This is a genomic window from Nostoc sp. JL23 (genome assembly GCF_017115065.1).
Classification (GTDB): Bacteria; Cyanobacteriota; Cyanobacteriia; order Cyanobacteriales; family Nostocaceae; genus Nostoc; species Nostoc punctiforme_A.
The window spans coordinates 24,838-38,178 of record NZ_JABXKN010000139.1 but is presented as its reverse complement, the minus strand read 5'-3'; the positions used below and the strand labels follow the sequence as shown (position 1 = coordinate 38,178).

The following is a 13,341-nucleotide window of genomic DNA, read 5'->3' as shown; positions in this document are numbered from 1 at the left end:
TTTTTACTCCAGCTTTTTATTATCCCATGTTATTTATATTAAGGATGAGTCTTTTGTAGTTTAGCCAATGATTTTCCATGTATTGCCCAAGGAATACTATGAGTGTAAATAGATTGATAAAAGCGAGAAATGTCTGTATGTAATATATATCGCCCGGCTATCCTATTTTTAGCTCTTTTAACAGGAATTAAGTAGAAATCTAGAACAGGTGAAATAGAACGCTCACGTTGTGGATGAGGAGTATGAGTAGGCTTACTTTTTGAAAAATTAGAACGTTTTGTTATTTGATTAACTGTAGACCAATGAGTATCTAATAAATCAGAAATTTCTAAGAAAAATACTGGATTTAAAATACCTAAGTTTCTTCTTAATGAGTTGTATTTAACATGGTTATGACTATAAATTTTTGCAGTTCTCTTAGGGTAACGTGGAAATGTTATTTTACTAGAAGTAGCAAAGTCAGCGAGGGAAATTGTATTAAAAGGAGGAGGCAGTTCTTTTGGAAAATATCCTCTAGCTATTAAATCTCTCCTATTCATCTTTAGTATCTTATGATTACAGGATTTACTATAAGATATGTTGCCCTGAAATTGAGACGAAAGCAATCGTAATTGCAGTTAATGAATGGAGTAACTGTACTCAAGCAAGGTTTTTGTACAATAAAGTAGCTTCTTCAGCCGCAACTAAGTAAGAAAACTGCGCGATCGCACCTCTCAAATTGCTTCGTTTGTCTGCCTTTTAAATTTAAACTAAGAAATGGCATTATCCGCATTGCTTTCTCCGGCGTTGAGTACTTGCTCGGCAGTTAGTTGTAATTCTGGGAAAATAGTAGAAGCGATCACACTATTTCCTGTAAATCTGGTTTCTTCATAAAACCCGTCAACTAATATCAGTACGGTAACTGAATTTATTTGTGGATCAACAATCCAATATTCAGCAATTCCCCTTGCGGCATACTCGGAACGTTTGTAGCGATAGTCCCGATCTTCGTTAGCTTTGCCAGGAGAAACAACTTCGACAACTAAAGCAGGAGGAGGCATATCCAGAGTAATTGTGGATCGCGTTGCACCTTCTAAGGCTGTTGCAAGTTCATCCGTCAGCACAACTAAGTCAGGAATGCGAGTTGTCGCACGAGAACCAGCAACAACAATTTCAACTTTGTTACTCAACCGATTAACTGGAACAAACTTGAGGAAATTTACCAGCAAAAATAGAGATATCTGGATATTTTTTGGGCTTTCAGGTGGTATGGAAACTAACTCACCTGCTACCAGTTCATATTGGCTATCCGTGCGATCGTCATACTTCAAATATTCCTCAAGCGTTAGACGTTTGCTAGTGATTGCAGTCATTGAATTATTCAATCCTAAATCCAAAATTAGTCAGTAGGAAAATACTAAAACCGGACTTACAATTCAGTACACTTCATCATGAGTGCCGATATCAATTAGCAAAATTTCTTCTTCCCCAGATTCTATATTTTGCACAAAGTTAAAGACAATGCGACAATCATAATCCACTGAACACGCCCAAGCTCCAGACAGTTTGCCTTTAAGTTTATGAGTCTGCAACAATGGATGAAATGGATCGGCGGTTAGTAGTGCTAACCGCTCTCCAATCCGCTCTTGTAATTCTGGCTGTCGTCGTACCAATCGCTTAAATGCTCGTTTAAACTATGATGCCAGAACTACAGTTCTCACTTGCGTAACTCATCCATTATTTGAGTAACTGTACCACGGAACACTTTTCCCGACTGGTATTCTACTTGTGCTTGAGCGATATTAGCAGCAATTTCAGAACGCCGCCGTTCTGCCAACCGATGACTTATCAGATCAATTAATGTTTCTTGTTCATCTACTGATAAGTTTTCGATGCTTTCTAGAACTTGATCTAACCTGGAAACTGAGGTCATTGTTTATTGTTACCTTGCTTGCAGTACATAACTATTACGTATGCCTAAAATTGTTGCAAAAATCTCAAATCACTAGCATACAAGCGACGAATATCATCGATTTGATGTAACACCATTGCAAAGCGTTCTACACCAAAACCGGCAGCAAACCCTGTATAAACTTCTGGGTCATAACCCACAGACTTAAGTACATTTGGATCGACCATCCCACAGCCCATCACCTCCAGCCAGCGACCATTCCACTGCAAATCTACTTCAGCTGAAGGTTCAGTAAACGGGAAATAACTGGCGCGGAAGCGAATAGGTAAATCGCCAAATATTGCTTGTAAAAATACTTTAATTGTGCCTTTGAGGTCTGTAAAAGTTAGTCCCTCATCAATGGCTAAAAGTTCTATTTGATGGAAAACTGCTGAGTGAGTCGCGTCTACATTATCTCGCCGATAAACTCGCCCTGGAGCCACAACCCGAATCGGTGGTTCTTCTCTTTCCATGTAACGAATTTGTACTGACGAGGTATGAGTGCGTAAAAGATTCCCATCTGGCAGGTAAAAAGTATCCTGCATATCACGGGCGGGGTGATCGGGCGGGGTGTTGAGAGCCTCGAAATTATAATAATCTGTTTCCATCTCTGGCCCTTCAGCCACGGTGTAGCCCATACCGACAAAGATATCCAGTGCCCGATCTATAATGCCGTTGAGGGGATGAATGCGACCTTGGGGGCTGTAAATACCCGGCATAGTTACATCCAGAGTTTCCGCCTCTAGCTGGAGGTGAATTTGCGCGGCTTCGAGGGCGACGCGTTGCTGGTCTAGACTAGTTTGCAAGGATTCTTTGACTGTATTGGCGATCGCTCCAATTTTCGGTCGTTCCTCTGCACTCATTTGCCCCATACTTCGCAACAGTGCCCCCAGTTCGCCTTTTTTACCCAGATAGTTAACTCTGAGTTCTTCCAGACTTTCTAAGGTGTCGGCGGCTGCGATCGCTTTTTCTCCTTCTTGCCGCAGTGCTAAAAGTTGAGCTTCTAAATTGCTAGTCATTAGTTATTAGTCATTGGTCATTAGTCATTAGTCTATAGTCAAAAGCTGTGAATCGGTCGATAAATAAACTTACAGTCATACCATTAACATCAGCTAAAGGTGAGGGTTGAAACCAAATCTCTGTTTATCAGTTATAGACAATTGGGCTAGTACAGCGGGCGTGTAAATCCAGCTAACATCTCACTTAACCAGACTTGAGGATTGAGCAATTTGTCTTAAAGATAGGCAAAATTCCGCCACACTATCTAGCGAGTATAAATATTTTTTTGCTGCTTGTGACCTCAGACATTGACAAATGGCTAATAACAAATAACTAATAACTAATGACCAATGACTAACTAATACTTCTCTACGAGAGGCTGCGCCAACGGCTTCTCTACGAGACGCTACGCGTAGCTTGCTTCTCCTGAGGGGTACGCTCAGTACAAGTGACTAATGACCAATGACTAATGACTAATGACCATGAAATTACTAATTAGCAACGATGATGGCATTTCTGCCCTAGGGATTCGTACCCTAGCCAACTACTTGGCAGAGGCTGGCCATGATGTGAGTGTAGTTTGCCCAGATCGAGAGCGATCGGCAACTGGACACGGGTTAACTTTACACCAACCCATTCGCGCCGAAATTGTTGAAGAGATTTTTCATCCTGCTGTCAAAGCTTGGGCTTGTGATGGTACACCTTCAGATTGCGTCAAATTGGCACTGTGGGCTTTGCTGGAAACTCCCCCCGATTTGGTTGTCTCTGGTATTAATCAAGGTGCAAATTTGGGAACTGAAATTTTGTATTCTGGCACTGTTTCTGCGGCAATGGAAGGTTTAATTGAAGGCATTCCCAGTGTAGCGCTGAGTCTTATGAGTCACATATCTAAAGACTTTCAAGCTGCTGCTAAGTTTGCCACAGTTCTCGTAGACCAGTTAGCCCAAAAACCCCTGCCAGATTTAATGTTGCTCAACGTCAATATTCCTGCGGTCAAATGGGAAGAAATTGCCGGAGTTGCTCTCACCCGTCAAGGCATACGGCGTTACATTGATGTATTTAATAAACGAGTCGATCCTCGTGGAAAAACGTACTACTGGTTAACCGGAGAGGTAATTGAGGATGTGGAACCCCCAAGCGGATTAAATCTGCCTCAAAATGTACCTACAGATGTGGAAGTTGTACGTAAAAACTACATCAGTATTACTCCGTTACAATACAATCTTACTTACGCAACTGGATTAGAGAAATTATCGGAGTGGGAATTCAATTTTCCTGGAATCATTTGATTTATCAAGACAAAAATGTGGTTATTCAAATGCATCACGGAAAAATGTAGGCTATAACGTAGGGGCACTCTTGAAATAACTGATACACATTTACCCCAAAACCTGGGAAATTCTCACTGACGTATTTCATTCACATTTACACAATCAGCCAGAAACAGGATATGCTGTTTTACCAAGAAATCCTCCCTGTAGCAAAATCGGAGAGACAGCATAAACTTAGACAAAATAAGTAACAATTCTTTCATTTATCGCCCGCTCAGTCCAGCAAGCAACACCCATGTCTAGGATAGAGAATCAATTTACCGTACAATTTTGGGGCGTTCGCGGCAGCATCCCCAGCCCAGGGCCACACACTGTTCGTTACGGCGGCAATACCCCTTGCATATCAATGCAAGCGGGCGATAAACGCTTAGTTTTCGATGCTGGCACGGGACTACATGTTTTGGGGCAATCTCTGTTGCGCCAAATGCCGTTAGAAGCTCACATATTTTTTACCCACTCTCACTGGGATCATATGCAAGGTTTTCCCTTCTTTACGCCAGGGTTTGTAAAGGGGAATGAATTTCATATTTACGGCGCGATCGCACCTGATGGTTCTACCATAGAACAGCGCCTCAACGATCAAATGTTGCACCCCAACTTTCCCGTACCCTTGCAAATTATGCAAGCTAATTTAAATTTCTACGACATTCGACCGGGGCAACCAATCCACATCGATGACTTGATCGTAGAAACAGCTCCTTTAAACCATCCAGGTGAAGCCGTAGGATACCGCGTCAATTGGCGTGGTGGTGCTGCTACTTACATCACTGATACCGAACATTTTCCCGACCGACTCGATGATAATGTGCTGTGGCTAGCTCGTAATGCCGATATCTTGGTTTACGATTCTACCTACACAGACGAGGAATATCACTCGCCAAAATCTCCGAAAATTGGCTGGGGACATTCTACTTGGCAAGAAGCGGTGAAAGTGGCACAAGCTGCTAACGTCAAAACTCTGGTGATTTACCACCACGATCCGGCGCATGATGACGACTTTTTGGATCGTGTCGGCAAAGAAGCAGCTGCGAAATTTCCTGGGGCTATTATGGCAAGGGAAGGATTGGTACTTCAGATTCCCACTTCAGTTGCCTTATCAGAATCTTTTCCTGTTAGTAAACTTTCTACTTAAAGATTGCGATCGGAGGAATTGGAGATTTTAGATTAGATTGGTGATCAGAGGCTTTCAGCGCGAGAGCGTACCTGTTGGCTGTACGGTGAGACAGCGCTGCCCAGAGTTGTCACGCCGACACAGGATCAGGGCGACAACAGGAGGACAAAATTTATAGATTCACCAACAGCCCAGACACCCACAGACGCCCTCAGATTGCGGCTGATGGTCGCGTTAAAACCTCGTCGAAGTCTCAACACAAAACTAGATTTTTAGCTCTGGTATTTGGGGTTGGGGTTATCTGGACTTAGCAATTAGCTGTCAAGCTGATGGCACAAGAAACTATCTTGGGCGGCTTCTCTTGGGTTAGGCTTTTGGCTGATAGCTAAAACGGGTGGCAAACGCCCTGGCTGATAGCACAAGACCTCATGGGCAGTTGGTGAATATCCTCCTGAAGGCGGTTTACCATAGGGTAGCTTCCTGCTGATAGCTAAAATAAACCTAAAATCTCAGAATCCACGTGCTAAATTTGTCTAAAAATGGGTGTTCTGTGCGGGTTGCTTTTTCGAGCGAAGGGCTACTAACGCCGACTGCTGTTGCCCTTGGCAAGTTTGATGGTGTTCATCTTGGTCATCAAAGGGTAATTCAACCAGTCTTGCACGCCTTGTCAGTAGCTAGTAGTCCGCAGTCAAAGGAAAATCAACTGACAAATCAAGAATATACCTACTCAACAGTTGTTACCTTTGACCCCCATCCACAGGAATTCTTTACGGGGCAACCCCGGACTTTGTTAACGCCACTAGATGAAAAAGTCCAACAATTGCGATCGCTTGGGGTAGAACAACTGGTATTACTACCCTTTGACAAAGAATTGTCTGCGTTGACCCCCGAAGAATTTGTCGAAAAAATTCTCGTGCAACAACTGCGATGCCAACGAATTAGCATCGGACAGGATTTTTGTTTTGGCGAAAAGCGCAGTGGTACTGCTCAAGATTTGCAATTACTCGCTGCCAAGCACAATATTCCCGTTACCATCGTTCCCTTGCAAACTTATACAGGTGACTCGCCCACCCAAAGTAATTGCGTCAGTACTACTCCAACTCAGGATGCCCGCATTAGCACTTCATTGATCCGCCAAACCCTTGAGCAGGGAGATATCGAAAACGCAAATCTATTACTAGGACGACCTTACACCCTCCTTGGTGATGTCGTTCAAGGTCAACAATTGGGCAGAACAATTGGCTTTCCCACCGCCAACCTCCAACTACCAAAAGAAAAGTTTTTGCCTCGCCAAGGAGTTTACGCTGTCCGCGTTTTCACTCTCAGTGAAACATCAGATACTACTCATAGTGAGAACTTGGGCGTCATGAATATCGGTAATCGTCCAACTGTAAACGGTACTTATTCGTCTGCGGAAGTACATTTATTCGATTGGTCTGGTGATTTGTATGGTAAAAAACTGGCTGTGCAGCTAGTTAAATTTTTGCGCCCCGAACAAAAATTTCCTTCTCTCGAAGCCCTGAAAACACAAATTCAACTTGACTGCGTTGTTGCTAGAGAAGTTTTGAGTGCTGGAGTGCAAAGTTAAAAGTTAGGAGTTAGGAGTTAGGAGTTAGGAGTTAGGAGTTCTGAGTGGGAACAATGTATTTAAGGAAATTGGGCATAGGGCATTGTGAAAACTCTTCCCTCATTCGCCCCATTCCCCACTCCCCAGTACCCAATCCCTACAACGCATGAGAGAAAAAATCGACGCTTTAACACAAAATCTGGCTCTTACCATCGTTGGCAAAGCTGAGGCAATACGCTTAGTGCTAGTTGCCTTGTTAGGTGGTGGTCATGCTCTTTTAGAAGATGTCCCTGGTGTTGGTAAAACCCTGCTTGCTAAATCCTTAGCTCGTTCACTTGATGGGAAGTTTCAAAGGCTACAATGTACCCCCGATTTACTACCAACTGACATTACTGGCACCAACATCTGGAACCCAAAAAGCGGCGAATTTACTTTTCTTCCTGGGCCAGTCTTTACCAATGTGCTATTAGCTGACGAAATTAACCGCGCTACACCCCGCACTCAGTCAGCTTTGCTCGAAGTTATGGAGGAACATCAGGTAACAGTTGATGGTGTCTCTCGTGCAGTTCCTCAGCCCTTCTTTGTAATTGCCACTCAAAACCCTATCGAGTATCAAGGTACTTTTCCCCTGCCGGAAGCGCAAATGGATCGGTTTATGTTGTCGCTGAGTTTGGGCTATCCTTCTGAGGCAGAAGAACTCCTGATGCTGCAAAATCTTCAAAATGGTATCAAAGTTGCTGATTTACAGCCTTGTATTACCTTGGAAGAAGTACAGAAATTGCGTTACCTCTGCTCTCAAGTAAAAGTGGCAACTTCCTTGCAACAATACATCCTCGAATTAGTACGGGCAACACGTCAAGATGAGGAAATCGCTCTTGGTGTCAGTCCGCGTGGCACATTAGCATTACAACGGGCTGCCCAAGCGCTAGCTTTTCTATTAGGGCGTGATTATGCAATTCCCGATGATGTGAAATTTCTCGTCCCTCACGTTCTTTGCCATCGTCTTATTCCGAGAGGAGGACGCAATTCAAGGACTGTTGTTGAGCGATTATTGCGATCAATTTCTATTCCTTAAGGGAATGTGACTTCGATGAGCTAAAAAACAGCTATCCGAGATGGCGATAACTCTATTTCTTGCTGGGGAAAATATTTTTTTACGCTTTTACTCCGGTTCTTTCTGCATCAGTTTGCACATTGCGTATCAATTCATCTAAACTATCAGGGAAAGTTGCTCGCACCATCATTTTAGAAAATACCTCATAATAGTCAGACTTGACTGAACTTAAGTTTCCTGATCCTGCTGGAATTTGGGCGTGTTAGGATATCCTACAAAATTAGGTAGAGAATAAATGAAAGCGATCGAAGTTATCGGCAGGATTGACTCTCAAGGAAACCTAGTTCTAGATGAGCCGATTCAGGGAAACACTTATCCTGATCAGGTTCGGGTAATTGTGTTGGTTCAAGAACAAGCAGAAGCAGAAGATCTTGACCCTGATGATTACACCCATTGAGGAGATTAAAGCTAGTTTGAGGAGAGCCTTACAGCAAGCAAAAACTGGTCAAACTAGACCAATTAGCGAGCTATGGGACAGGATTGATGCAGAGTGATCATACGGTTTTAATTCGATTTTCTGATGAGTTTGAGCAGGAACTTTACAGACTATCAAAAAGATTTCGCAACATTCGCTCTGATGTTCAACCGATTATCGAGCAATTACAGCAAGGAAATTTTGTCGGCGATGCCTACGGCGGGCTACGCCTACGCACGCGGAAATTGCTAAAGCGTATATTATTGTTTAAAAGGTGAGAGTTCGTAACAGTAGTATCTAAAAAGGTAAGAGTGCTGGATACCGATTGATTTATCAAGTTGAGTCAACTATAAGTATTTTGCTACTAACGATTTATTTCAAATCTGACCGAGAAGATATTGGTGCAAATGAAATCGGAGATATTGTGGCTGATTTTTCTAGTGAGTCAAGTTAAAACTACTAGAACATTTTTCCTTGCATAGTCAGTGATGCGCTGAATAGATATTTATATTACTGTTGTGGATATAAAAGATGTGTTGCTTGACAAAACTACTTACACAAAACTTGAAACATTGCTAATACTGCGTAAGTCTTATGATTAGCACAAGCGCCACTTTTAAATATTTGGGAATGTGAGGAATGTCAATTTTTGTTAAGCGCAAAATCCGCGATGCCTACGGCGGGCTACGCCAACGCCAAGCAGTACAGCAAAGCGCCGAACGTGAATTCAAACGCCAATTTTTCGGTTTACTTCTGGTGATTGTAACGTGGAGTTTAGCTATGGGCTGGCTTCTAGCCTTGGCAACTAACGCCCAAAGTGCGACTCCTCCCGCTGAAATTGGCACTGTTGACGTAGTACCTGCACAATACCAACTGGGGCAAGAACTGTATTTAGAAAATTGCTCCAGATGTCACATTGCCATACCACCAGCTATTTTACCTACCCAAACTTGGAAAAATCTCCTGCAAGACTCGCAGCACTACGGCGCACAACTCCAGCCTTTAGTCGATCCGCAACGCATCTTGGTGTGGAAATATCTTTCGACTTTCTCCCGTGTGCAGCTAGACGACGAAGAAACACCATATCGCCTCAACAACTCGCGTTATTTCAAAGCTTTGCACCCAGGAGTTGAGTTACCACGTCCCGTCCAGGTTGGCAGCTGTGTCAGCTGTCATCCCAGTGCTAATGATTACAATTTCCGCCGCCTGACAGCAGAGTGGAAGTGAGGAGTTGAAAAATTCATAACTCATAACTCTTAACTTCTAACTCTATCCCCCACACCCTCTCTGGCCCCATCTGGGGGCAAAATGATACTATGAAGAAAGAGTAAATATAAGATAAGAGTTAAAACCAATCAGTTTATTAAATGATTGGCTAGTTTTTATCCTGATTTTGAGGTAATTCTCATTTCACACCCATCCACAACCAAGACGTTTGGGTTGGGTTAAATGTTTATAATCAATGCCGACCCTTTAATTCCCATCCCCCTTGATTCAGTTCTATAATCTGCCATGCTAAAACTTTTGTTGGGCGACCCCAACGCTCGTAAGCTTAAAAAATATCAACCTTCTGTTACTGAAATTAACCTTTTAGAGGAAGAAATTCAGGTTCTTTCCGATGATGAGTTAAAAGGTAAAACCGTCGAATTTAAACAACGGCTCGCTAAAGGCGAAACCCTAGATGACATCTTGCCAGAAGCTTACGCCGTTGTCCGGGAAGCAGCACGGCGAGTATTAGGCTTGCGGCATTTTGATGTCCAACTCCTTGGCGGTATCATTTTGCACGTGGGGCAAATTGCCGAGATGAAAACTGGTGAAGGTAAAACACTAGTTGCCACCTTGCCAAGTTACTTAAATGCCCTTACTGGTAAAGGTGTACACGTCATTACCGTAAACGATTACCTAGCTCGTCGGGACGCTGAATGGATGGGACAGGTGCATCGGTTCTTGGGGCTGAGTGTGGGGCTAATTCAGTCAAGCATGACTCCTAGTGAACGCCAGAAAAACTACGACTGCGATATCACTTATGTTACCAACAGCGAGGTCGGCTTCGACTATCTGCGGGATAACATGGCGACATCAATGGCAGATGTGGTACAACGCCCGTTTAATTATTGCGTAATTGACGAGGTGGACTCGATTTTAGTTGATGAGGCGCGGACACCGCTAATTATTTCCGGGCAGGTAGAAAGACCTACAGAAAAATATCTGCAAGCCGCTGAAATAGCATTCACACTCAAAAAAGACGAGCATTACGATGTGGATGAAAAAGCTCGTAACGTGCTATTGACAGACGAAGGGTTTGCGGAATCAGAAAATCTTTTGGGAGTCACAGATTTATTTGACCCAGAAGATCCTTGGGCACACTTCATTTTCAATGCAATTAAAGCTAAGGAACTTTTCCTCAAGGATGTAAATTACATCGTCCGCAATGATGAAGTAGTAATTGTGGATGAATTTACTGGTCGGGTGCTAGCCGGACGGCGTTGGAGTGATGGATTACACCAAGCGATTGAAGCGAAAGAACACGTAGAGATTCAGCCAGAAACTCAAACTCTCGCGACAATTACTTACCAAAATATGTTCTTGCTGTATCCAAAACTCGGTGGAATGACAGGAACGGCAAAAACCGAAGAACCAGAATTTGAAAAAATTTATAAACTCGAAGTTGCGGTAATTCCCACCAACCGCGATCGCAGACGCGAAGATTTATCTGATATGGTCTTTAAGACAGAAGCAGGTAAGTGGGGGGCGATCGCCAGAGAATGTGCCGAAATGTACCAACTCGGCAGACCTGTATTAGTAGGAACCACTAGTGTAGAAAAATCTGAACTTCTGAGTAGGCTGCTGAAGGAATTGGCGATTCCTCACGAATTACTTAACGCCCGTCCTGAAAACGTCGAACGTGAGGCGGAAATTGTCGCCCAAGCTGGACGAAAAGGTGCTGTTACTATTGCTACCAACATGGCTGGTAGAGGTACAGACATCATTCTGGGTGGTAACTCCGAATATATGGCGCGTCTAAAGCTGCGGGAATACTTTATGCCCCGGATCGTCATGCCAGAAGATGAAGATGCCTTTGGCGTGCAAAGAGCAGCCGGATTGCCTACAGGACATGGCGGTGGTCAAGGCTTTGTCCCTGGTAAGAAAGTCAAAACTTGGCGGGCTTCGCCAGAAATTTTCCCGACTCAGTTGACAAAAGAAACCGAGAAACTACTCAAAGATGCAGTAGAAATTGCAGTGCGTGAGTATGGTGAACGCAGTTTACCCGAATTGGAAGCTGAAGACAAGGTAGCTGTAGCGGCAGAAAAAGCTCCCATTGATGACCCTGTAATTCAGAAATTGCGGGAAGCTTACAACCGCATCAAGCAGGAATACGAACAATTTACTACCCGCGAACATGATGAGGTAGTGGGTATCGGCGGTTTGCACGTAATTGGTACAGAACGCCACGAATCACGGCGGATTGACAACCAGTTGCGGGGACGTGCAGGAAGACAAGGCGACCCTGGAACCACAAGATTCTTCCTCAGTTTAGAGGATAACCTACTGCGGATTTTTGGTGGTGATCGCGTTGCTGGGTTAATGAATGCTTTCCAAGTGGAAGAAGATATGCCCATCGAATCTGGGATGCTTACCCGCAGTTTGGAAGGCGCACAGAAAAAAGTTGAAACCTACTACTACGACATTCGGAAGCAGGTGTTTGAGTATGACGAGGTGATGAATAATCAACGTCGTGCTATTTACGCCGAACGCCGCCGAGTTCTAGAAGGTCAAGATTTGAAAGAACAGGTGATTAAATACGCCGAAAAAACGATGGATGACATCGTTGACTACTACATCAACGTAGACTTACCCTCGGAAGAGTGGGAGTTAGAAAAGTTGGTTGAGAAAGTCAAAGAATTCGTCTATCTGCTAGCGGATTTACAAGCGAGTCAATTAGAAGATATCACCGTCAGCGAGATTAAAGCCTTCCTCCACGAACAGGTACGAATTGCTTACGACCTCAAAGAAGCGCAAATTGACCAAGTTCAACCCGGACTGATGCGCCAAGCTGAACGCTTCTTTATCTTGCAACGCATTGATACCCTGTGGCGGGAACACCTGCAACAAATGGATGCCTTGCGCGAATCGGTGGGATTACGTGGTTACGGGCAAAAAGATCCACTGATTGAGTATAAGAGCGAGGGTTACGAACTCTTCTTGGATATGATGGTTAACATTCGCCGAGATGTGGTTTACTCGTTGTTCATGTTCCAGCCGCAGCCGCAGCAGATGGTGCAACCTTCGTCTGAGATGGTGTAGTAGGAGATATATCACGCAGAGACGCAGAGGTGCAGAGAGTGCTTTTGCGTCTTTGTGTTTTAAGGCATCTCTCAAAAATATTTTGTTTTCAGGAGTTTGCTGAAATGGGTAAGTTGATACTACCAAATCTTCAGGGTAAGCTAATGGGGCAAGTAATAGTTACCCTCACTGTCACTAATCGAATTGATCGAGTTTTGGCTCAAAGAGGCTTTATTTCTTCGGAGTAAGTTTGCTTTTATACTCTGGATGATGTTTTAGTTGATACGGGCGCAACTTTGCTGTGTTTACCTGCTAACATTATTAGTCAACTAGGTTTAGTCCAAGGTGGAGAAGCCCAGGTAGAAACTGCTGCTGGAGTTAAGCAGGGGCGAATTTTCCGAGATGTTGAACTTAGTATTGCAGAGCGTCAAGGAACCTTTGATTGTCTGGAACTCACAGAAGTACCTTATGCCCTTTTAGGTGTAACACCAATGGAAGTTTTAGGGTTAGAACCAGACCTGAAAAATCGGAAGTTGCGGGTTTTACCGATGAATTCTGAGCAAACTTATCTGAGTGTATTGTAAGTGATC

At 43.6% G+C, this 13,341-nt stretch carries 12 protein-coding genes and 2 pseudogenes; 9 read left to right on the top strand and 5 right to left on the bottom strand.

Annotated elements, in window-relative coordinates:
- Nucleotides 1–38: 38 nt before the first annotated feature.
- From HWQ42_RS29635 to pheS, 5 genes and pseudogenes are all read right to left on the bottom strand, one after another.
- A complete protein-coding gene (locus HWQ42_RS29635; RefSeq protein ID WP_292818250.1) occupies nt 39–539 on the bottom strand; it encodes a hypothetical protein in 501 nt (166 codons plus the stop codon).
- Between the two features lie 210 nt (nt 540–749).
- Entirely contained in the window at nt 750–1,352 is a 603-nt protein-coding gene (locus HWQ42_RS29630; RefSeq protein ID WP_292818247.1) for a Uma2 family endonuclease, read from the bottom strand.
- Nucleotides 1,353–1,415: 63 nt separating this feature from the next.
- A pseudogene (locus HWQ42_RS29625) lies at nt 1,416–1,661 on the bottom strand (type II toxin-antitoxin system YafQ family toxin); the annotation flags it as partial.
- Nucleotides 1,662–1,696: 35 nt separating this feature from the next.
- Complete coding sequence (locus HWQ42_RS29620; RefSeq protein ID WP_190730807.1) at nt 1,697–1,912, bottom strand: hypothetical protein; 216 nt, start codon at nt 1,910–1,912, stop codon at nt 1,697–1,699.
- A gap of 44 nt (nt 1,913–1,956) precedes the next feature.
- Complete coding sequence (gene pheS / locus HWQ42_RS29615) at nt 1,957–2,949, bottom strand: phenylalanine--tRNA ligase subunit alpha (protein WP_292818244.1); 993 nt, start codon at nt 2,947–2,949, stop codon at nt 1,957–1,959.
- 462 nt (nt 2,950–3,411) lie between these two features.
- Here pheS and surE point away from each other — a divergent pair, with 462 nt between their 5' ends.
- The 9 genes and pseudogenes from surE (at nt 3,412) to HWQ42_RS29570 (ending at nt 13,335) form a co-directional block, all read left to right on the top strand.
- Nucleotides 3,412–4,218, top strand: a complete 807-nt coding sequence (gene surE / locus HWQ42_RS29610) for a 5'/3'-nucleotidase SurE (protein WP_292818240.1) — start codon at nt 3,412–3,414, stop codon at nt 4,216–4,218.
- A gap of 277 nt (nt 4,219–4,495) precedes the next feature.
- Complete coding sequence (locus HWQ42_RS29605) at nt 4,496–5,392, top strand: MBL fold metallo-hydrolase (protein ID WP_292818237.1); 897 nt, start codon at nt 4,496–4,498, stop codon at nt 5,390–5,392.
- A gap of 499 nt (nt 5,393–5,891) precedes the next feature.
- On the top strand, nt 5,892–6,959 hold the full coding sequence (locus tag HWQ42_RS29600) for a bifunctional riboflavin kinase/FAD synthetase (RefSeq protein WP_292818234.1): 1,068 nt from the start codon (nt 5,892–5,894) through the stop codon (nt 6,957–6,959).
- Nucleotides 6,960–7,104: 145 nt separating this feature from the next.
- Nucleotides 7,105–8,013, top strand: a complete 909-nt coding sequence (locus HWQ42_RS29595; protein ID WP_292818231.1) for a MoxR family ATPase — start codon at nt 7,105–7,107, stop codon at nt 8,011–8,013.
- Between the two features lie 274 nt (nt 8,014–8,287).
- Nucleotides 8,288–8,546: pseudogene (locus HWQ42_RS29590) on the top strand (hypothetical protein).
- Nucleotides 8,536–8,745 carry a hypothetical protein gene (locus HWQ42_RS29585; protein WP_292818228.1) on the top strand — a complete coding sequence of 70 codons (210 nt, stop codon included), beginning with the start codon at nt 8,536–8,538 and terminating at the stop codon, nt 8,743–8,745. The pseudogene HWQ42_RS29590 and the gene HWQ42_RS29585 overlap by 11 nt, the downstream one beginning before the upstream one ends.
- 361 nt (nt 8,746–9,106) lie before the next feature.
- A complete protein-coding gene (locus tag HWQ42_RS29580) occupies nt 9,107–9,694 on the top strand; it encodes a cytochrome C (protein WP_292818225.1) in 588 nt (195 codons plus the stop codon).
- Nucleotides 9,695–9,979: 285 nt separating this feature from the next.
- Complete coding sequence (gene secA / locus HWQ42_RS29575; protein ID WP_292818222.1) at nt 9,980–12,772, top strand: preprotein translocase subunit SecA; 2,793 nt, start codon at nt 9,980–9,982, stop codon at nt 12,770–12,772.
- A gap of 242 nt (nt 12,773–13,014) precedes the next feature.
- Nucleotides 13,015–13,335, top strand: a complete 321-nt coding sequence (locus HWQ42_RS29570; RefSeq protein WP_334812392.1) for a retroviral-like aspartic protease family protein — start codon at nt 13,015–13,017, stop codon at nt 13,333–13,335.
- The last annotated feature ends 6 nt before the right edge of the window (nt 13,336–13,341 follow it).